The sequence below is a fragment of the Ensifer sp. genome (assembly GCF_031989085.1).
Classification (GTDB): Bacteria; Pseudomonadota; Alphaproteobacteria; order Rhizobiales; family Rhizobiaceae; genus Ensifer.
The window spans coordinates 1-19375 of the sequence record NZ_DALZXU010000011.1; the positions used below are offsets into that span (position 1 = coordinate 1).

The 19375-nt window shown below is 63.9% G+C and carries 17 protein-coding genes; 3 read left to right on the top strand and 14 right to left on the bottom strand.

All coding sequences use genetic code 11. From position 1 onward, the window contains the following. Positions 1 to 118: 118 nt before the first annotated feature. The 9 genes from RTP54_RS28175 to RTP54_RS28215 all read right to left on the bottom strand — a co-directional run bounded on the left by RTP54_RS28175 (position 119) and on the right by RTP54_RS28215 (position 10023). The gene (locus RTP54_RS28175; RefSeq protein ID WP_112812291.1) at positions 119 to 1510 is read right to left on the bottom strand and encodes an amidase; all 1392 of its coding nucleotides are present in this window, start codon (positions 1508 to 1510) and stop codon (positions 119 to 121) included. 11 nt (positions 1511 to 1521) lie between these two features. Then, positions 1522 to 2496 (bottom strand): oligopeptide/dipeptide ABC transporter ATP-binding protein, encoded by a 975-nt coding sequence (locus RTP54_RS28180; RefSeq protein ID WP_312367175.1) that lies wholly within the window; start codon positions 2494 to 2496, stop codon positions 1522 to 1524. After that, positions 2493 to 3509, bottom strand: coding sequence for an ABC transporter ATP-binding protein (locus RTP54_RS28185; RefSeq protein WP_312367177.1), 1017 nt, complete (start codon positions 3507 to 3509; stop codon positions 2493 to 2495). Before RTP54_RS28185 ends, RTP54_RS28180 begins: the two co-directional genes overlap by 4 nt. Continuing rightward, a complete protein-coding gene (locus RTP54_RS28190; protein WP_112812288.1) occupies positions 3506 to 4366 on the bottom strand; it encodes an ABC transporter permease in 861 nt (286 codons plus the stop codon). Before RTP54_RS28190 ends, RTP54_RS28185 begins: the two co-directional genes overlap by 4 nt. Then, on the bottom strand, positions 4366 to 5316 hold the full coding sequence (locus tag RTP54_RS28195) for an ABC transporter permease (protein WP_312367180.1): 951 nt from the start codon (positions 5314 to 5316) through the stop codon (positions 4366 to 4368). Before RTP54_RS28195 ends, RTP54_RS28190 begins: the two co-directional genes overlap by 1 nt. A 147-nt stretch (positions 5317 to 5463) precedes the next feature. Then, the gene (locus RTP54_RS28200) at positions 5464 to 6939 is read right to left on the bottom strand and encodes an ABC transporter substrate-binding protein (protein ID WP_409517227.1); all 1476 of its coding nucleotides are present in this window, start codon (positions 6937 to 6939) and stop codon (positions 5464 to 5466) included. Positions 6940 to 7069: 130 nt separating this feature from the next. Beyond that, positions 7070 to 7816: a glucose 1-dehydrogenase gene (locus RTP54_RS28205; protein WP_112812286.1), complete on the bottom strand. Its 747-nt coding sequence runs from the start codon at positions 7814 to 7816 to the stop codon at positions 7070 to 7072. A gap of 82 nt (positions 7817 to 7898) precedes the next feature. Beyond that, a complete protein-coding gene (locus RTP54_RS28210) occupies positions 7899 to 9350 on the bottom strand; it encodes an aldehyde dehydrogenase family protein (RefSeq protein ID WP_312367183.1) in 1452 nt (483 codons plus the stop codon). Continuing rightward, the gene (locus RTP54_RS28215) at positions 9340 to 10023 is read right to left on the bottom strand and encodes a GntR family transcriptional regulator (protein WP_312367185.1); all 684 of its coding nucleotides are present in this window, start codon (positions 10021 to 10023) and stop codon (positions 9340 to 9342) included. Before RTP54_RS28215 ends, RTP54_RS28210 begins: the two co-directional genes overlap by 11 nt. 250 nt (positions 10024 to 10273) lie before the next feature. On the opposite strand from RTP54_RS28215, the gene RTP54_RS28220 reads away from it, so the two are divergent. Beyond that, positions 10274 to 10924, top strand: a complete 651-nt coding sequence (locus RTP54_RS28220; protein ID WP_312367187.1) for a glutathione S-transferase family protein — start codon at positions 10274 to 10276, stop codon at positions 10922 to 10924. Positions 10925 to 10993: 69 nt separating this feature from the next. On the opposite strand, the gene RTP54_RS28225 is transcribed toward RTP54_RS28220, so the two are convergent. Next, entirely contained in the window at positions 10994 to 11905 is a 912-nt protein-coding gene (locus tag RTP54_RS28225) for a DMT family transporter (protein WP_312367189.1), read from the bottom strand. A 173-nt stretch (positions 11906 to 12078) separates the two neighbouring features. Here RTP54_RS28225 and RTP54_RS28230 point away from each other — a divergent pair, with 173 nt between their 5' ends. After that, positions 12079 to 12540 carry an Lrp/AsnC ligand binding domain-containing protein gene (locus tag RTP54_RS28230; protein ID WP_112805841.1) on the top strand — a complete coding sequence of 154 codons (462 nt, stop codon included), beginning with the start codon at positions 12079 to 12081 and terminating at the stop codon, positions 12538 to 12540. 37 nt (positions 12541 to 12577) lie between these two features. Here RTP54_RS28230 and RTP54_RS28235 read toward each other — a convergent pair whose 3' ends face one another. Together RTP54_RS28235 and RTP54_RS28240 are read right to left on the bottom strand one after the other, a co-directional pair. Then, on the bottom strand, positions 12578 to 14062 hold the full coding sequence (locus RTP54_RS28235; protein WP_312367193.1) for a UdgX family uracil-DNA binding protein: 1485 nt from the start codon (positions 14060 to 14062) through the stop codon (positions 12578 to 12580). After that, positions 14062 to 15294, bottom strand: a complete 1233-nt coding sequence (locus tag RTP54_RS28240; protein ID WP_112815755.1) for a putative DNA modification/repair radical SAM protein — start codon at positions 15292 to 15294, stop codon at positions 14062 to 14064. Before RTP54_RS28240 ends, RTP54_RS28235 begins: the two co-directional genes overlap by 1 nt. Positions 15295 to 15472: 178 nt before the next feature. On the opposite strand from RTP54_RS28240, the gene RTP54_RS28245 reads away from it, so the two are divergent. Beyond that, on the top strand, positions 15473 to 16003 hold the full coding sequence (locus tag RTP54_RS28245; protein WP_312367197.1) for a dihydrofolate reductase family protein: 531 nt from the start codon (positions 15473 to 15475) through the stop codon (positions 16001 to 16003). Between the two features lie 54 nt (positions 16004 to 16057). On the opposite strand, the gene RTP54_RS28250 is transcribed toward RTP54_RS28245, so the two are convergent. Together RTP54_RS28250 and RTP54_RS28255 are read right to left on the bottom strand one after the other, a co-directional pair. After that, entirely contained in the window at positions 16058 to 18508 is a 2451-nt protein-coding gene (locus RTP54_RS28250; RefSeq protein ID WP_312367199.1) for an FAD-dependent oxidoreductase, read from the bottom strand. A gap of 83 nt (positions 18509 to 18591) precedes the next feature. After that, on the bottom strand, positions 18592 to 19374 hold the full coding sequence (locus tag RTP54_RS28255) for a DeoR/GlpR family DNA-binding transcription regulator (protein ID WP_312367201.1): 783 nt from the start codon (positions 19372 to 19374) through the stop codon (positions 18592 to 18594). Position 19375: the final 1 nt, after the last annotated feature.

The window sequence follows — 19375 nt, forward strand, 5'->3', positions numbered from 1 at the left end:
AGGCGATGATTTTGCGGACTTCCGCCATGGCTTCCGGGCCGATGCCGTCGCCGGGAAGGATGAAAAGCTTACGAACGGCCATATCGGCACTCCTGTCGTTTTGGTCTTGAGAGGTGTTTCAGGCGGCGATCTTCGGCCAGGGCCGCTGTTGCGGGCGCAGGGTCTCGAAGGATCGAGCGAGGCGCAGCACGCCGATATCGTCGAATGGCTGGCCGATGATCTGAAGTCCGATCGGCAGCCCGGCGGCGGTATAGCCGCAATTGAGCGAGATCGCCGGCTGTCCGCCCATGTTGACGGCGACGGTGAAGGCGATGTGCTCGAACGGTTTTTGCGGGTCGTTGACCGGCGAGGCCCATTCGGCGGGATAGGAGGCTGTCGGCGCCGTCGGCGAGAGGATGAAGTCAAAACCGGTCAGCGCCGCATGGATCGCGTTGCGCATGGCGTCGATCTGGGCAAATCCGGTATAGACCTCGCGGCCGGAGAAATGCTCGGCCGTTTTGATCCAATCGAAGATGTAGGGCAGGATCTGCGCCTGCTGCTCCGGCGACAATTTCGACACGTCTTCCCAGCCACGCGCCCGCCAGAAGCGGTCGAGGCCGTCGATCATCTCGCGGGTGAGGAAGGGGCCGACCGGTTCGACAATCGCGCCGGCATCGGCCAGCAGGCGTGCCGCCTGGCTGACCGCCGCTTCGGTTTCCGCGCTGACATCCTGGCCGAAGCCCGCATCGAGCCACAGGCCAATCTTCAGGCCCCTGACATCGCGGTCGAGGTCGAGCCAGGGGATGTCCGCCTGGGGCAAGGACATCGTGTCGCGCGCGTCCGGCTTCGACAGCACCGACATGTAGAGCGCCGTGTCGGCGACCGTCCGGGTCATCGGCCCGGCGACCCGGCCGATAAACGGCGGATTGATGGGGACACGGCCGGCCGACGGCTTCAGCCCGACGACGCCGCACCAGCCGGCCGGCAGGCGGACGGAGCCGCCGATATCCGTGCCGATATGAAGGGGCCCGTAGCCGGCGGCAGCCGCCGCACCGGCACCGGCGCTCGATCCGCCCGGATTGGTCGAGATGTCCCAGGGGTTGCGGGCAAGCTTGTGGAAGCTCGAAAGGCCTGACGAGAGCATGCCGTAATCCGGCATCGTGGTCTTGGCGAGAAGGATGCCGCCTGCCTCGCGGGTGCGCGCGGCCGGCGGCGCATCGGCGGCGGCGGGCGTGAGTTGTACGGCAGCGCAGCCGAGCGGCACGGCCGTTCCCTTGGTCGCAATGTTTTCCTTGATCGTCACGGGCACGCCGTCGATCGCACCCAGAGGCTCGCCCTTGCCCCAGCGCGCCTCGGACGCTCGCGCTGCCGTGCGCGCCGCGTCCGGATCGTAGGCCCACAGCGCATTCAGTTTCGGCTCCGAGACATCGATGCGGGCGATGACGGCATCGGTCACCTCGACGGGAGAGAGCTTTTTCGAGCGATAGGCCTCGACGAGGTCGACGGCGGAGAGATCGGCGAGTTCGGACATAAGGGAAATTCCTAGGCGAAATGACAGCGGGCTGACCAGGCCGGCGTCACCGGCTTGGCCATGGGCGTTTGGGTCAGACAGATCTCCTGCCTCAGCGGACAGACGGCGGCATAGGCGCAGCCGACGGCGGTGGTGGCCGTGTGAACGGGCGTTTGCGGCGGCGCGTCGGAGCGCACGCGCTTGCGGCGACCGGAAAAGGGTTTCGGCACGGCGGCGACAAGCGCCTGGGTGTAGGGATGGCGCGGATTGTCGAAGACCGCGCCGGTCGGGCCTTCCTCGACGATCCGGCCGAGATGCATGACGGCGACCCGATCGGTAATGGCGCGAACGACGCCGAGATCGTGGCTGATGAACAGATAGGAGAGACCAAGTCTTTCCTGCAGGTCCATCATCAGGTTCAAAACCTGCGCCTGGATCGACACGTCGAGCGCCGAAACCGGCTCGTCGGCAACGATCAGCGCCGGCCGGGTGATCAGCGCGCGGGCAATGGCGATGCGCTGGCGCTGGCCACCCGAGAATTCGTGCGGATACTTGTCGGCCGACGCAATCGGCAGGCCGACGGCCTCCAGGACTTCGGCGATGCGGCGGTTGCGCTCGGGCGTGGCGATGCCGCGTTCCAGCGATACGATCGGCTCGGAAATGATCGTCCTGACCGTGTGGCGCGGATCAAGCGAACCATAGGGGTCCTGGAAGATTGCCTGAAAGCCCTTGCGTGCCTCGCGCAATCCCGCCCGGTCGAGCGCATAGATATTGCTTCCGGCAATATTGACCTCGCCCGACTGCGGTCGCTCAAGGCCCATGACGGCGCGCGCCAGCGTCGATTTTCCGGAGCCGCTTTCACCGACGATCCCCAGGCTCCTGCCCGCCGCAAGTTCGATGCTGACACCGTGCAGCACCCGCAGGCTCGTCTGCTTCGAAAAGATCGACGGACGCGGCATCGGGTATTCGCGCACCAGATCGGTGATCTTCAGAATGACCTCGCTCATGGCGCCACCATCCTTTCGCGGGGGTGAAAGCAGGCAGCACGATGCGGCGCATGTCCCTCAGTGTTGATCAGATCGAGCGGTGGTGCCGCCCGCCGGCAATCGGCTTCAGCGAAGGAACAGCGCTCGGCAAACGAACAGTGGGTCGGACGGGAAAAGGGGTCCGGAACGATGCCAGGGATGGCGTTCAGTCGCGGCCTCCCCTCGCCCTCTCGACGCGGCTGAAGGGCGGCACCATGCGGCGACGCGGCAAAGAGCCCCCTCGCATAGGGATGGGCCATGCGGGCGAAGACATCATCCGTGCGCCCGGTCTCGATGATGCGCCCTGCATACATCACAGCGATGCGGTCGGTCATTTCCGAGACGACGCCGAGATCGTGGGTGATCAGCATCAGCGCAGTGCCCGTGTCCTCGATCAGGTCGTCGATGAGATCGAGGATCTGCGCCTGCACCGTGACATCGAGTGCGGTCGTCGGCTCGTCGGCGATCAGGAGATCCGGCTCGCAGGCGATCGCCATGGCGATCATCACGCGCTGCCTCTGGCCGCCGGAGAGCTGGTGCGGGTAGAGATCAAGGTCGAAGCGCGGCGCCGGCAGACCGACGCGATCGAGCAGCGCCCGCGCCTTGTTTTCCGCATCGGTTTTGCTTTCGCCGAGATGAAGGCGCCGGCCCTCGGCGATCTGGGCGCCGATCGACTTGACCGGGTTGAGCGCGGTCATCGGCTCCTGGAAGATCATCGCGGCGCGCCTGCCGCGATAGCCGCAATACTCGGCCTCGGAAAGGCCCGCCAGATTGCGGCCATCGAACAGAAGCTCGCCGCGCACCCGCATGCGCTCGGGCAACAGGCCCATGACGGCAAGCGCGGTCATCGACTTGCCGCTGCCGCTTTCGCCAACAATGCCCAGGCGTTCGCCGCGATTGAGCTCGAGGTCGACATCGCCGATGATATCGACCCGGCTCGGGCCAGCCGACAGTTCGACCGACATGCCGGTCATTTGAAGCAAGGGTCTGGTCATCGTTGCCGCCTCACGCGGGGATCGAGGATGTCGCGCAGGCCATCGCCGAGAAGGTTGAGGCCGAGCACGGCAAAGGTGATCGCCAGCCCCGGGAAGATCGCAAGCCAGGGCGCCTGGTAGATGAAGGTCTGGGCGTCGTTCAGCATCTTGCCCCAGCTCGGCATCGGCGGCTGCGTGCCGAGGCCGACATAGGAGAGCCCGGCTTCCGCGACGATCGCCAGCGCGAACTGGATCGTCACCTGGACCAGCAGCACATGGTTGATGTTGGGCAGGATGTGCAGAAACGTGATGGCGACGTCGCCGCGACCAGCGCAGCGTGCTGCCTGCACGTATTCGCGTTTCCAAAGGCCCATCGACGCGCCGCGGGTCACGCGGGCAAAGACCGGAATGTTGAAGATGCCGATTGCGATCATCGCATTGGTTGCGCCGGGGCCGAAGATGGCGGTGATGATCACCGCCGTCAAAAGCGCCGGAAAGGCGAAGGCAAGATCGCTCATGCGCATGACCAGGCCATCGACCCAGCCGCCGCGAGCGGCTGCCCACGCGCCGAGCGGCACGCCGATGCCGGCGCCGACCAGCACCGCGACGATTGAAACGGAGATCGAGTTGCGGGCGCCGACCATGATCATCGACAGGATGTCACGGCCGAAATTGTCGGTGCCGAACCAATGGGCAAGGCTCGGCCCCTGCAGCTTGTCGCGGAAGTTCATTGCCGTCGGCGAATAGGGCGTCCAGACATAGGACACCAGCGCCATCGCCACGAGAATGACAGTGACGATTGCACCAAGCATCAGGCTTCGGCTGCCGATGAGCTTGGAAAACAGGCCGGGCTGCGAGACGGTTGCGGACTGGGACATCAGTGGCCTCCCCGCGACAGGCGTGGATCCAGATAGCCGTAGACCAGATCGACGAGGAAGTTGATGGTGATGACGGAGGCGGCAAGCAGCGTCACCAGCGTCTGCACTGTGACGAGATCGCGCTGCGCGATCGCCTGAAACACCAGCCGGCCGATGCCCGGCAGGTTGAAGACGTTCTCGATGATGATCGTGCCGGCAAGCAGGAAGGAAAACTGCAGGCCGATGATGGTGACGACCGGGATCAGCGCGTTCGGCACCGCATGCTTCCAGAGCGCACCAGCGCGCGTCAGTCCCTTGGCGCGGGCGGTGCGGATGAAATCCTCGCCCAGCGTCTCGATGACGGCCGAGCGGGTGACGCGCCCGAGAATGGCGGCAAGCGGCAGGCCGAGCGCAAAGGCGGGAAGGATAAGCGAGCGCAGGCCGTTCCAGACGCCGTCCTGCCAGCCGGAAAAGCCCGAAGCCGGGAACCAGGCAAGCTTCAGGGCGAACAGCAGGATGAAGAGAAGCGCCAGCCAGAAATTCGGGACGGCGACGCCGACCTGGGCGATGCCCATGACGACGGTATCGCCTGCTTTGCCGCGGTTGGCCGCGGCATAGACACCGATGCCGATGGCCACGACGACCGAGATCGCCATGGAAAGCAGAGCCAACGGCAATGTCACCAGAATGCGCGGTCCGAGCAGTTCGCGGATCGGCACCGAATAGGTAAGGCTGGTGCCGAAATCACCGACGACGAAGCCGCCGATCCAGTGGAGATAACGGATCCAGATGGGCTGATCGAGGCCGAGCTGACGGTGCAGCGCCGCGATCGCGTCGGCATCCGCATTCATGCCGAGCATCAGCACTGCCGGGTCCCCGGGCAGGACCTGCATCAGCAGAAAGACGATGACTGAGGCGGCGAGCGTCGTCAGAATGAGCGACACAAGGCGACCGCCAACAAAGGAAATCACATCAACCTCCCGGATTGCGCTGACGTCGACCGACACCGGGTGCGGCGGTCGAGGTCTGATCTGCGCCCGCCCATCGGTGATGGGCGGGTGCTTGAGCGGGACGAGGAGAGCAGCTGACGATCTTCAGCCAGTCCTCTCGAGAAACGATCAGTTTTCCCAATAGGTCTGGGTCTGGTCGTCAGCCGGTACCGGCATGTTCTTCCAGAGGCCCTTCACCTTCTTGTTCCAGACGCCGATCTTCGGGAGGGCGTAAAGGAAGACGTTCGGCTCATCGGCTGCCAGCTTGCGCTGGAGCTTTCCGACGAGGTCGAGCTGCTCGGCCTCGGTCGCGGCAAGCGTGAACGACTTGTAGAGCGCCTTGTATTCGGGGTTCTGGTAGTTGAAGTAGTATTTGTCGCGGGCATAGATATCGAGGTCACGGGCCTCGGCATGCGCGATGATCGTCGCGTCGAAATCCGAATTCTTGAACACCTGGTCGAGCCATTGCGCAAACTCGATCGGAACGAGGTTCACCTTGATACCGGCTTCACTGAGCATGGCCGCGATGATCTCGCCACCGCGACGGGCATAGGCCGGCGGCGGCAGCATGATGGTCATTTCCAGGCCTTCGACGCCTGCCTCCTGCAGCAATTGCTGCGCCTTGGCCGGGTCGTAAGGATAGGTATCGTTGAGATCGACATAGCCGGGCTCGACCGGCGAATAGTGCGAACCGATGGTGCTGCCCAAGCCCGAATAGGTCCCCTCGACGAGTGTCTTGCGGTCGATCGCATGGGCAAGCGCCTGGCGCACCCTGACATCGTCGAAGGGTTTGCGGGCATTGTTGAGCGCGAGAACCACCTTGCCCGAGGTGCTGCCGACCTCGACCTTAAGGTTGGGATCGCTCTCGAACTGGCTGACGAGTTCGGCAGCCTGGAACATCGGGAACGCATCGACATTGCCGGCGAGAACGGCAGCAGCGGCCGCCGAGGGATCGCTGATGAACTTGAAGGTGACTTCGCTGAGCTTGGCCGGCTCGCCCCAATAGTCGGCGTTCTTCTCGAGCACGACCTTGTCGCCCTTTGCCCATTCCTTGAACTTGAACGGACCGGTGCCGACCGGTTTGGTCTTGTTGTCGGCGGCCGATGTCGGCGCGATCATCACCGCGTCGCCCCAGGCCATGTTGAACAGGAAGTTGGAGGCCGGACGCTTGAGCGTCACGACCGCCGTCGCCGGATCCGGGCACTCGGTCTTTTCGATCGGCTCGAACAGGCCCTTCTGCGCGTTGGTGGAATCGGCCGAGACCGCGCGCTCATAGGAGAACTTCACGACCGAGCAGTCGAACGGCGTGCCGTCGTGGAACTTCACGCCCTGGCGTAGCTTGAACGTGTAGCTCTTCTGGTCGTCGGATACCGTCCAGCTTTCGGCCAGGAGCGGCTTGACCGTGCCATCCTCGACCACCCGCACCAGCCCCTCGAAAAGGTTGGCGTAGGTGATGTAGCGGATCGGTGCTGCGGCACCCGCTGTCGGATCGAGGCCTGGCGGCTCCAGCACCTGGCCGACCGTAATCGTATCCTTGGCCGTCGCCGGTGTCAGCGATACGGCAATCATGCACGAGGCGAGCGCCCATTTCGTCAAGTTCATCATCGTTCCCCCGCTTTGCGGTTGGTTGTTTATGGTTCCCACTGCATCTTTCCTTTAATCGTATCCGATTGAAGGAAAGATGCAGTCAATCAAAGGCATACAGCGTCGCGCGTCTCGCAGGGCGCTGTAGGTGTCAGATCGAGCGGCCTCCGTCGACATCGAGCGCGACGCCGGTGATCATCGATGCCTGTGGCGAGGCGACGAAGGCGGCGGCTTCGGCCAGATCCTCGGGCTTCAGCAGGCGCCCCAGCGGAATGGAGTCGCGGAACTTCTGGCGGATTTGCTCGCTGTCTTCACCCATGAAGGTCGCCAGCAGCGGTGTTTCGCCGGCGACCGGATTGAGCGCCACGACGCGAATGTTGAAGGGGGCAAGTTCGATCGCCAGTGCCTTGGTGGCGGAGACCACCCAGCCCTTGGTCGCGTTGTACCAGGCAAGGTTCGGGCGCGGCCTGTTGGCGCCGGTGGACGCGATGTTGACGATCACGCCCGACCTGTTCTCCTTCATGTGCGGCAGCAGCGTGCGCGTCATCAGGTAGATGCCTCGGACGTTGACGCCGAGGATCCGGTCGAACTCGTCCGGCTCGACCAGTTCGGCGTTCTGCGGCTTGTGACCGATGCCGGCATTGTTGACGAGAACATCGATGCGCCCGAATTTCTCGAGCCCGGCCGCAACAGCCGCCTCCACGTCCGCCTGAATGGCGATATCGGCGACCACGGCAAACGCATTGCTGCCGAGGTCCTTGGCGACACGCGCAGCACCATCGGCATCTCGGTCGACAACGACCACCTTTGCCCCGCCATCGACGAAACGCTTCGCAATACCCTCGCCGAAGCCGGAGCCTGCGCCGGTGATGAGAGCGACTTTACCTTCTAGTGACACGTGTTCCTCCCGAGGCAAACCTGGATGATGGGCTGAAGCGGGATGCGGGCTGACAGCCGCGCATCGTTTTCACCGTCCCGCTCTAGCCGTGGTAGACAGAAATGGTTTTCATGCTGGCAAAGCCGTAGAGGGCTTCAAACCCCTTCTCGCGGCCATGGCCCGATTTCTTGACGCCACCGAAAGGTAGCTCGACGCCGCCGCCGGCGCCGTAATTGTTGATAAACACCTGGCCGGCTTCAACGGCGCGCGCCAAACGCATCTGCCGGCCGCCGTCATTGGTCCACACACCGCAAACGAGACCGTAAGCCGTACCGTTTGCGAGCCGGATGGCATCGGCCTCGCTGTCGAACGGCATGATCACCTGCACCGGCCCGAAGATTTCTTCCTGCACCGTGCGGTGCTCGTGCGGCACGTCGCGCAGCAGCGTCGGTGCGACATAGGCGCCGTCGGCCGGCGCATCGGCAACGATTTCGCCTTGCGCTGCAACCTTCAATCCGTCCTTCTCCGCATCGGCAAGGAAGCCCTCGATGATCGCCTTCTGCCGCTGCGAAACGACCGGGCCGACGGAGAGATCGTTACTGGCCGGTCCGACCTTGAGCGCCCGGTAACGCTCGCTCATCAGCGCCACGACCTCTTCGTAGATGGTGCGCTCGACCAGGATGCGCGACGAGGCCGAGCAGGTCTGGCCCGCATTCTGGATCCCGGCATTGACCAGGAAGGGAACGGCGCGGTCGAGGTCGGCATCGGCAAAGACGATCTGTGCCGACTTGCCGCCGAGTTCGAGCGTCACGGGCACGGCATTCTTCGCCGCCGCCGCCTGTACCATTTCGCCGGTGCGAACCGAGCCGGTAAACGAGATGTGGTTGATGTCAGGATGCCCGGAAAGGGCAGCTCCCGCTTCCGTGCCGTAACCGGTGACGACGTTGAGTGCGCCCGATGGCAGGCCCTCTTCCTGCGCAATACGGGCAAATTCGAGGATCGTCAGGCATGCCTCTTCGGCCGGCTTCACGACGGCGGCATTGCCCATGGCGAGCGCTGCGCCGAGGCTGCGACCGAGGATCTGCATCGGATAGTTCCAGGGGATGATATGGCCCGTGACCCCGTGCGGCTCGTAAACGGTCAGAACCGTAAAACCGTTCTGGTAGGGGATGGTGTCGCCATGCACCTTGTCGGCGGCGCCGCCGTAGAATTCGAGGTAACGCGCAAGCGCAACGACATCCGCCCGCGCCTGCGTCAAGGGCTTGCCGACATCGCGCGCTTCGAGCTCGGTCAAAAGGTCGATGTTGCGCAGCACCGCGGCCGAGATCCGGTTGAGCACCCGGCCGCGCTCGGTCGCCGTCATCTGCCCCCATTCACCAGATAGCGCCGAACGCGCCGAACGCACGGCCAGATCGATGTCATCAGCGGTTCCCCGGGCGATCCGCGCGAAAATCGCACCGTTCGAGGGATCACGCACGTCGATAAACTCGCCGCCAGTCGCGTCCTGCCATTTGCTTGCGATGAAATTTCCGTAGGTCTTCACATCATGCCTCATTGTCAGTCCCGCCCTCAGGCAGCAGCGTTTTCAATCTCATGGCCGTCGCATGGATATGCGCGCGTGCCAGCTTCTCGGCCTCATCGGGATTTCTTGCTGCGATCGCCTCAACGATCAGGCGATGCTCGGCAACGGCGGCACTGGCGCGTTCGCTGGAGAGCGAAAAGGCCGGAGCAAAGACCTGGGATGTCATGCGCAGAAGCGGCCCGAGCGTCGAAAGCGACGCGTTGCGCGAGGCACTGACGATCGCTTCGTGGAAGACGACGTTGGACTGGGTATAGGCCGCAGGATCCCAGCGTTCGACGATCTTCTTCTGTCGTTCGATCTGCTTCGTCAGCTCCTTGATTTCGGGTGCGGTGGCGCGCTCGGCGGCGTTGCGCGCCGCCACGCCGTCCATCGCCTCGCGCACGGCATAGGCGTCCAGAAGCTTCGGCAGGTCGGCGGTCGCAACCCGGACGCCGCTGCCGGGCTTGTTGACGACGAGCCCGTCGCGCTCGAGCACCCGCAGCGCTTCGCGCAGCGGTGTGCGACTGATGCCGAATTCGGCGGCGATCCGCTCCTGGCGCAGCGTCGCCCCCGGCGCATAGACGCCGGCATAGATGCGCTCGCGAAGCGCCTGGGCAACTTCGTCGAGCAGGCGCGATTGGCTTCGCCATTCGAAGGTCTGGTTCATCGATCCCTCCCAAGATCGAGGCAAATTGTATCCAGGATACAGCCGTTGTCAATCGCGCTCGAAACGCGGCAACAATGTCGGAGGTGGCAAGGCTCCGCTTGCCGAGGACGACCGGCGCGTTCGGTGGCCGCAGACAATGGACAGCCGTTCCTTGCGCTCCATTTGAAAGACCTTGGAGATTTCTCAGGCGCGATTGTCGGAAAGCCGCGTTGCCAGGCGTCTTCAAAACAGACAACCGTGGAGAACAGCGATGACCGTGACCATCACCGCCTTCGAGCGCTCACCCGATCGCGGCAAGGGGCTGGCGCGTGACATGCCCGTGCGCTGGGCGCTCGAAGAAGTGGGGCTGCCCTATCGCGTTCGGCTCGTGTCGTTCGAAGCCCTGAAGCAGCCCGCGCATATGGCCCTTCAGCCCTTCGGGCAGATCCCGACCTTTGAGGAGGGCGACCTGGCGCTGTTTGAGTCCGGGGCGATCGTGTTTCATATCGCGCAGCATCACGGCGGCCTTCTGCCGGACGATGCGGATGCCCGGGCGCGCGCGATCGCCTGGATGTTTGCAGCACAGGCCACGATAGAATCGCCGATCGTCGACCGCGAAGCCGCCAGGTTCCTCGAAAGCGACAAGTCCTGGTACGAAGAGCGTCGGTCGGGCGTTGAGCGACGCATCTCGAGACGGCTCGTCGACCTGTCCGCCCGGCTCGGCGATGCCGATTGGCTCGATGGCGCCTTCAGCGCCGGTGACCTCATGATGATCACGGTGCTGCGCAGGCTGGAAAGTTCGGAGCTGTTGAACCCATACCCCAACCTCTTGGCCTACGTTGCGCGCGGCAAGGCCCGGCCGGCCTTCCAACGTGCATTCGACGCGCAACTGGCCGTCTTCACCGCCGCCGCCTCGGGATGATCTGAACCATGGCTAGTGACGTCCGCGAGATCGCAGACGTCAACGCCCTGCCGGTGGCCCATTCCCGCATCAGGGCCGCGCGACATCGGACGATTTTTGCAGGACGGGCAAGAGCATGCCCATCGTCATGATGACGATCGCAGCAAGCTGGACAGGCGTCGGCATCTCACCGAGCACGGCCATGCCGGTCAGGGCGGTTGCGATCGGGATGCAGGGCATGAACAGGGATGCGATCTGCGGACCGAGCTGTCGTATGGCGTAGGTGTAGAGGAATGTCGCCGCCGCGCCGGCAAGGAAGCCCTGGATCACGATCTGCGCGCCAATCTCGCTTGCCGACGCCACACTCAGGCCGCTTGGCGCCAGACCATGCAGGAGCGGCAGCGGCAGGCACGACAACAGCACGACGGCCGCAGTGGCAGTCACGGGATCGACCGCCCACCGCCGCACAAGGATGGCATAGGTGGAAAACATCACACCCGATGCGACAAACAACAGATCGCCGAATGCCGCGTCGGTCGCCTGCGTTCCTGAACCGAAAATAAAGATCAGGAGCCCGGCAATGATCGCAGCGATACCGATCACCCGTCGCCTGGACACAACATCCTTGAAGACGAGACGAGAGAGCACGAACGAACAGAAGACGATCGAGGCCGGACAAAGGGCGGCGGCGTGGGCGGCGGGCGCATGGGCCAGCCCCCAGTTGATCAGCAGCGGATAGGGCAGCCCCACCAGCGCTGCCAGGATCGATGCGCGCCGCCATCCGAGCGCTCTGAGCTTTGTCAGGCCCGCGGTGCACAGGATCGGCAGGAAGATCAGGCCGGCCCCGGCAAAGCGCAACGCCGAGATGTCAGCGGCAGTCAGCTGCTCACGCAAGCTGAAGCGGGCAGCGACGAACTGGATGGCGGTAATGCCCACCATCAGCAACCCGGCGATGATCGCGAGCTGTGTCTTACGTCTCTCCGCTTCACCCGAACGGCCCATGTAAACCTCCATTGCAACACGCGTGCGGGCTGTTGTGGAGCGGCTTTCCACGTCATCTCCTCGCCCTGTCATCAACGCAGGTTATTGCCGAGTCCACTGTTATGAAATACACAGATATTGCGTTACTTGAGTGATAATCGCTCAAAATGGACGAGCATACTGCGGATAATGAAATGGAAGAACTCGACCTCATAGATCGTCGCCTGCTGCGTTTGCTGCAGGAGGACGGCCGGCGCACGACGCTCGACCTGGCCAATCGGGTCGGACTGTCCCCGACGGGCACCAGCCTGCGCGTCAAACGGCTTTTCCGCGAACGCTTCATCACTGCGGTCAGGGCCGTTCTCGATCCGCAGAAGATCGGACGGGGAACGCTGGTGTTCATTCAGGTTCGGCTCGACCAGACCTCTCCACACGTCTTCGACCGGTTCGCGGAGGCGGTGGCGAAGGCGCCGGAGGTGCTGGAGTGCCATATGGTCGTCGGCGGCTTCGACTATCTGGTCAAGGCGCGGATCGCCGACATGTCGGTGTTTCAGGATTTCCTGCAGCGCGTGATCCTGCCGCTTCCCGGCGTCCGGGAGACGCACACCTATGCGTCGGTGGCGGACGTCAAGCCGGATACGGTGCTTCCGGTGTGAGCCAGTCCGCCAGGCCTCGTGGGGCCGTGTCGGGTACCTATCCCGCCTGCCCGATCGATGGATGGGCTGCCAGTTCGGCGACGCGGGCAAGATCCCGCGCAAATCGGGCAGTCTCCTCCTCCCGCCGCCCCGCATCGGGGATGCGCAGCAGGAAGGACGGATGCACGGTGACGAACACGCCAGGGCCACTTTCCGGGTAAAGGATCTGCCCGCGCACGTCGGCGATCTTCGGACGCGCGCCGGTCAGCGCGAACAGGGCGGTGGCCCCCATCGCCACCACCAGCCGCGGCTTGACCAGCGCAAGCTCAAGGTCGAGCCACCATCGGCAATGTTCTACCTCGCCGGCATCAGGCCTTTGATGCAGGCGCCGCTTGCCGCGCATCTCGTACTTGAAATGCTTGACGGCGTTGGTGACGTAGAGCGATTTCCGGTCGAGCCCGACTTGCTGCGCCACCGTATCGAACAGCTTGCCCGCCGGTCCGACGAAGGGTCTGCCGGCAAGATCCTCCTGATCTCCCGGCTGTTCGCCGACGATCATCACCGGAGCGTCGGGCGGCCCTTCACCGAACACCGTGCGCGTGGCGTTGCAGTGAAGCGGGCAGCGCGTGCAGCCGGCGGCTTCCGCCCGGACGTCCTCCAGGGTCATTCGCGAGGACGGCACCACGTTGCCCTGCCCGTCCGGGGTAGGTCGAACACGCGCATGAAAGGCAGGCGGATCGGTTGCCGCCCGCTCGGCCATCGCCGCGACGCTCGCCTCAGCGCCGGCGATCATCGCGGGAATGAGCGAGGCCTCCGGCAGGTTCTTCCAGTACTTCTTCGGCATTTCCGACTGCATCGCCCTCACCTTCAGTCGCGCCGGATTGAAGATGCTGGAAAAGTAGGTGCGCCAGAGGTCTTCGGTATCGTCCGACATCGGCGACTTTTGCCCTGGTGCCGACGACACCTCCAGCACCTCGCCATCCCAGGCGGCGACGCCGCGCGGTGTCGCGATCATCCAGTCCATGTCGAAGAAGCGACGCTGGAAGAACGGCGCGACACGGGCAACGACGTAATGATCCGGCTCGAACCAGGCGACGAAGCCTCGGCGCTCGCTTCCTGCGCGATGTCCAACCTCCTTGAACCGGACGAAGGCCGTCATCTTGTGGCTGTCGCGCCGCACCGACTTCACCAGGCCATTGAGCATGGCGACGTCTTCATCGGTTGCGAGCGAAAGCAGATTTCTATCCCGCTGCAATCGATAAAGGACGCGGTAGAGAATGGCGAAGCGAGCCGGATCGGCGTGACAGATGGCGGCAGCCGCGGTGTCGAGGAACGACTTCGGCACCGTCAATGTCGATGTCGCGCTCACGGTCGGCGCGGGCACTTGCCGCCCGTCCGGATCCCTATCGAACAGGTCGCCACCCGCATCGGCATTCTCCCGCCAATCGACAGCCTCGGGCGGCACGCCCGAGATCAGCAACCTGCGCGCCGCCTCGCGCCATTCAGTGAAATCTCCCCGCCCTTCAAGGGTCACGACCGGCATCAGAACAGATCCAGCTGTTCCGGCTTGGGATCGAACATCGTGCGCAGGTCGGATCGGTCGATCAGCCTGTGCGGCGTCCACCCTTCGGCCACGAGAAACGAACGCACTTTTTTGACGGAGACGTGCAGACGCGCGAGATCCTCCAATCTCAGGCGACGCAGACGACGCGCCGACAGGATCGCCTTGACGCTCTTGGTGCCGAGGCCGGGCACACGCCAGAGCGCCTCACGCGTCGCGGAATTGACATCAAGTGGAAAGAACTGCCGGTTGGCCAGAGCCCAGGCGAGTTTCGGGTCGAGCTTGAGATCCAGCATGCCGTCCGGCTGGTCGGCTGTGATCTCGTCGATCTCGAAGCCGTAGAAGCGATAGAGCCAGTCGGCCTGATAGAGCCTGTGCTCGCGCATCATCGGCGGCTTGATCAGCGGCAGCTTGCGCGACGCATCGGGAATGGGACTGAAGGCGGAGTAATAGACCCGGCGCAAACCATAGCTGCCGTAGAGCCTGGCGCTGGTGGCAAGAACGACGCGATCGTTAGCCTGGTCGGCGCCGACGATCATCTGGGTGCTTTGCCCGGCCGGCACGAAGCGTTGCCTTCTCTTGGTCTGCAGCGTCGGATCATTGGCCGCGTCGATCTTCAGCCTCAGCTCCCCCATCGAGCGGCGGATGTTGCCCGGCCGCTTTTCCGGCGCGTAGCGGGCAAGGCCGGCATCGGTCGGCAGTTCGATGTTGATGGACAAGCGATCGGCATAAAGACCGGCCTGCTCCACCAGCAGCGGCGATGCCTCGGGAATGGATTTCAGATGGATATAGCCCGAGAAATTGTGGTCGACGCGCAAGGCGCGGGCAATGCGAACCATTTCCTCCATCGTGTAGTCGGACGAACGGATAATCCCCGACGACAGAAACAGTCCTTCGATATAGTTGCGCCGATAGAACTCCATCGTCAGCCAGACGACCTCTTCCACCGTAAACCTGGCCCGCTCGACATTGCTTGAGGAGCGATTGATGCAATAGGCGCAATCGTAGATGCAGAAATTCGTCATCAGGATCTTGAGGAGCGAAATGCACCGGCCGTCCGGGGCATAGGCGTGGCAGATGCCGGATCCTTCAGTCGAGCCAAGCCCGCCGGTATCCGCAGAGCTTCGCTTCACGGTTCCACTCGAAGCGCACGAGGCGTCGTACTTTGCCGCATCCGAAAGGATGGCGAGCCGTTCTTTGAGGGACTTTTTCATTTATGTTCACTATATGTTCCGAAGCACTCCAAGTCAATGTCGATCGCGCGATCGCATGCCGGAGAAACGCAAAGCCGACGAAGGGTCAGACACACCCGAACGCGCGCCGCTGCCCGCCTCCCTGTTGCGCAACGTCGCCCCGCGCTATTGTGAGGACCGCGCGGTGGAGGTTTTCGGCATGGCAAAGCTCGTCTTTGGAATGAACCAGTCGCTCGACGGCTACGTCGACCACACGAAAATGGCGACGGGCCCCGAGCTTTTCCGGCATTGGACGGAACATGTGGGCGGTCTTGCGGGCAGCGTATACGGTCGCCGCATGTACGAGACCATGCGCTATTGGGACGAAGACCGTCCGGAATGGAGCGCAGAACATCGTAAATTCGCGCTGGCCTGGCGGCGCCAGCCGAAATGGGTCGTGTCGCGATCCTCGGCGTCGGTCGGCCCCAATGCCACCCATGTCGAGGGGGACATCGAGACGACGATCCGCGACCTCAAGGTTCGGCTCGCTGGCGAGATTGCCATTTCCGGCCCGGACCTGGCCGGAAGCCTGAGCGACCTCGGCCTGATCGACGAATATCGCCTCTATCTCCACCCGGTCGTGCTTGGTGGCGGCAAGCCATTTTTCGCCGGCCCCAGACCGCCGCTCCGCCTTGTGGCAATCGACCGCGTCGGCGAGGACGTGATCCGGTTGACCTATGTTCCCGTGTGATTGCGCCTTCTCCTGAGGGGGTCGGCGCCGCGTTTCCACGCGGCGCCGGTATCGCTACGCTTTGACGCGCAGCCCCTTCGGATCGTAAGCCGGCGAAAGATGGACGGTTGCCGGGAAGCGGACGCCTGCGAGCTCGACTTCGAAGCGACCGCTTTCCAGAAACGCCCTGTCAACGCCCGAACCTTGCTCGATCAGGCAAAGGGCGACGGAGCGGCCAAGCGTGTGCCCATAGGCCGCCGAACGGACCTCGCCGGCTGGCTTGCCGTCGCAAAGGACCAGTTCGCCGCCCCACAACATCGGTGACGGATCATCGACGGTCAGCTGCACGATGCGTCGCGTCTGAACGCTCTTCTCTCTCGCAGCGATCACCGCGTCGCGACCGATGAAACCGCCCGATTTGTCGAGAGACAGCGCAAAGGACAGGCCGGCCTCGTAAGGCGTGATATCCGGCGTCAGCTCTCGGCTCCAGGCACGATAGCCCTTCTCCAGACGGAGCGCTTCCAGCGCATAGTAGCCGCAATCGCGCAGCTCGAAATCTCGCCCGACCTCATGCAGTGCCTCGTAGACGCCGACGGCGAACTCCGTCGGCACGATCAGTTCCCAGCCGAGTTCGCCGACATAGGTCATGCGGTTGGCGTAGGCCGTGGCGTAGCCGATATCGATCTCCCTGACCGTCGCGAAGGGAAAGGCGGCATTGGAGAGGTCGGCCGACGTCAGCCGCGACAGGATCTCCCGCGCATGCGGGCCCATCAGCGCGAGGACCGCATAGGCGGAGGTGACGTCGGTCAGCGTCACATGCGCGTCTGCGGGCAGGTTCTTGCGAATCCAGTCGGCATCGTGCACCGGTTGCGCCGAACCGGTGATCAGCAGGAAGCGGTCCGCCGAAAGCCGCAACACGGTCAGGTCGCTTTCATAGCCGCCCCGCGCATTGAGGAGACCGGTATAGATCGAGCGGCCGACGGCAACGTCGATATCGGCAGCGCAGATGCGATTGAGAGCAGAGGCCGCGTCGCGCCCCTGGACGAGCAGTTTTGCAAAGGAGGTTTGGTCGAAAATACCGGCCGCCTCGCGCGTCGCCTTCATCTCGCGCTTGACCGCCTCGTGCCAGTTCTGCCGGCCGAAGGCGTAGGCCGTCACCGGCTCTTCTCCTTCTGAGGCAAACCAGTTGGCCCGCTCCCAACCCATCTTGGAGCCGAAGCAGGCGCCCTTGGCCGCCAGCCGGTCGTAGAGCGGCGAGCGGCGGAAGGGTCGGGCCGTGTCCAGCTCGCGGTTCGGCCAGGGCATGGCATAGTGCAGCCCGAGCGTCTCCTTGACGCGGTCGTGCAGCCAGCGCGGGTTGTTGTTGAAATTGGCGAAGCGTCGGATGTCGACCGGCCAGAGATCCATGGTCGGCGCGCCGTTGACGATCCACTCGGCAAGCGCCCGCCCGGCGCCGCCGGCGCTGGCGATGCCCATCGAGTTGAAGCCGGCGCCGACGTAGAAATTCTTCAGTTCCGGTGCCTCGCCGAGAATGAAATTGTTGTCGGGAGTAAAGCTCTCGGGCCCGTTGTAGAATTTCTTCACCTGCGATGTCGCCAGTTGCGGCACCCGCTGCAAGGCACTCTGCATCAGGATTTCAAACTGGTCCCAGTCGTCGGGCAGCAAGGCGAACTCGAAATCGTCGGGAATGCCGGCCATGCCCCATGGCTTCGCCTCCGGCTCGAAGCCGCCCATGACCAGGCCGCCGACCTCCTCCTTGAAGTAGATGTAACCGTCGGGATCGCGCATGACCGGCAGGTCCGGGTGCACGCCTTCGATCCTGTCGGTGACGATGTACATGTGCTCGGCCGAATGCAGCGGCACCGACACGCCACACATCTGACCGACCTTGCGCGCCCATTGCCCGGCGCAATTGACGACGATCTCGGCCGAGATCGTGCCCTGATCGGTTTCGACACCGGTCACCACGCCATCGGCAACGGAAATTCCCGTCACGCGCACGCGCTCGATGATGCGCGCGCCGCGGTTGCGCGCGCCCTTGGCCAGCGACTGCGTCAGGTCGGTCGGATTGGCCTTGCCGTCACCGGGCAGCCAGACGGCACCCGCCAGGTCTTCGATCGCCATCACCGGCCAGAGGTCCTGGGCCTCCTTCGGCGAAATCACCTCGATGGCAACGCCCTGGGCACGGGCGGAGGCTGCGGTGCGCTTCAACACGGTCATGCGGTCGGCGGTTCGCGCCACCGAGACCGAGCCGCAATTCTTCCAGCCGGTGGCAAGCCCGGTTTCGGCCTCCAGCTCGCTATAGAGCTGGGTCGAATATTTGATCAGGCTCGTCATGTTGGCGTGGCTGCGCAGCTGGCCGACAAGGCCGGCCGCGTGCCAGGTGGTGCCGCCGCTCAACTGCCCCTGCTCCAGGAGCACGACGTCGGTCCAGCCGAGCCGGGTGAGATGATAGGCCACCGAACAACCGATAATGCCGCCGCCGACAATGACGACCTGTGCCTGCGTTGGAAAATTCTGCGCCATGAAACAGCCTCCCGAAGCCATGGAAAGCCAAACCATAACAACGAAAACGCAAATAACAAGACAAAAAGTTACAAAAGATTACATCATGTCGCAACGATCAGGCCTGGGCCGCGCCTTGCCAGCGCCTCGCAGATCGCCGGCGCAGGCCTCGTATCGACGATGACGCCGGTTGCCCCCTCGAAACGCGGGATGCGCAGCGGCGTCAGCCGACCGAACTTCGAGCTGTCGAGAATGAAATAGGCCTTGGCCGCCATCGCGATCATCCGCGAGCGCTGCTCGGCGCCGTTGCGGGTAAAGTCCGTCACCTCGCCGTCGGGCGACAATCCGCCGCCACCGAGAAAGGCGACGTCCACGCGGAAGTGGCTGATGGCCTCCAGCGCGTCGATGCCGACGGCCGCTTCTTCCGCCGGATCGATCTCGCCGCCGAGCATATGGACCCGCACCAGCGGCTGGCGGCACATCTGCAGCGCAATTGACAGGGAAGTGGTACAAATCGTTAGGTTTTTCCCCTCCGCCAGCGCATGCGCGACCGCAAGCGTCGTCGTACCGGAATCAAGAAACACCACCATGCCGTCGCGCACGAGCGCCGCTGCCGCCCGGCCGATCTTCGCCTTGGCCGCCGCATTTTCCCCGCGCCGTTCGGTAAAGGCAGCCTCCGTCGGCTCGAACAGCGTTGCGCCACCGTGGACGAGCTCAAGCTGGCCGCGCTCGGCCAGATGCTTCAGGTCGCGCCGGATCGTCTGTCGCGAGACATCGAAGTGGTCTGCAAGCTCCGTGATACTGACGGTGCCGTCGGCAGCCAGCCGGCGCAGGATCTCACCATGACGACGGGGCGCAAGGGCGCGGCTATTCTGTGGATCTGACATG

Coding starts and splice junctions, on each gene's coding strand:
- RTP54_RS28250 (WP_312367199.1), bottom strand. CDS start 18,508: ATGGCGCAGAATTTTCCAACGCAGGCACAGGTCGTCATTGTCGGCGGC.
- RTP54_RS28210 (WP_312367183.1), bottom strand. CDS start 9,350: ATGAGGCATGATGTGAAGACCTACGGAAATTTCATCGCAAGCAAATGG.
- RTP54_RS28200 (WP_409517227.1), bottom strand. CDS start 6,939: ATGATGAACTTGACGAAATGGGCGCTCGCCTCGTGCATGATTGCCGTA.
- RTP54_RS28215 (WP_312367185.1), bottom strand. CDS start 10,023: ATGAACCAGACCTTCGAATGGCGAAGCCAATCGCGCCTGCTCGACGAA.
- RTP54_RS28255 (WP_312367201.1), bottom strand. CDS start 19,374: ATGTCAGATCCACAGAATAGCCGCGCCCTTGCGCCCCGTCGTCATGGT.
- RTP54_RS28180 (WP_312367175.1), bottom strand. CDS start 2,496: ATGAGCGAGGTCATTCTGAAGATCACCGATCTGGTGCGCGAATACCCG.
- RTP54_RS28175 (WP_112812291.1), bottom strand. CDS start 1,510: ATGTCCGAACTCGCCGATCTCTCCGCCGTCGACCTCGTCGAGGCCTAT.
- RTP54_RS28185 (WP_312367177.1), bottom strand. CDS start 3,509: ATGACCAGACCCTTGCTTCAAATGACCGGCATGTCGGTCGAACTGTCG.
- RTP54_RS28190 (WP_112812288.1), bottom strand. CDS start 4,366: ATGTCCCAGTCCGCAACCGTCTCGCAGCCCGGCCTGTTTTCCAAGCTC.
- RTP54_RS28230 (WP_112805841.1), top strand. CDS start 12,079: ATGGAAGAACTCGACCTCATAGATCGTCGCCTGCTGCGTTTGCTGCAG.
- RTP54_RS28225 (WP_312367189.1), bottom strand. CDS start 11,905: ATGGGCCGTTCGGGTGAAGCGGAGAGACGTAAGACACAGCTCGCGATC.
- RTP54_RS28240 (WP_112815755.1), bottom strand. CDS start 15,294: ATGAAAAAGTCCCTCAAAGAACGGCTCGCCATCCTTTCGGATGCGGCA.
- RTP54_RS28245 (WP_312367197.1), top strand. CDS start 15,473: ATGGCAAAGCTCGTCTTTGGAATGAACCAGTCGCTCGACGGCTACGTC.
- RTP54_RS28235 (WP_312367193.1), bottom strand. CDS start 14,062: ATGCCGGTCGTGACCCTTGAAGGGCGGGGAGATTTCACTGAATGGCGC.
- RTP54_RS28220 (WP_312367187.1), top strand. CDS start 10,274: ATGACCGTGACCATCACCGCCTTCGAGCGCTCACCCGATCGCGGCAAG.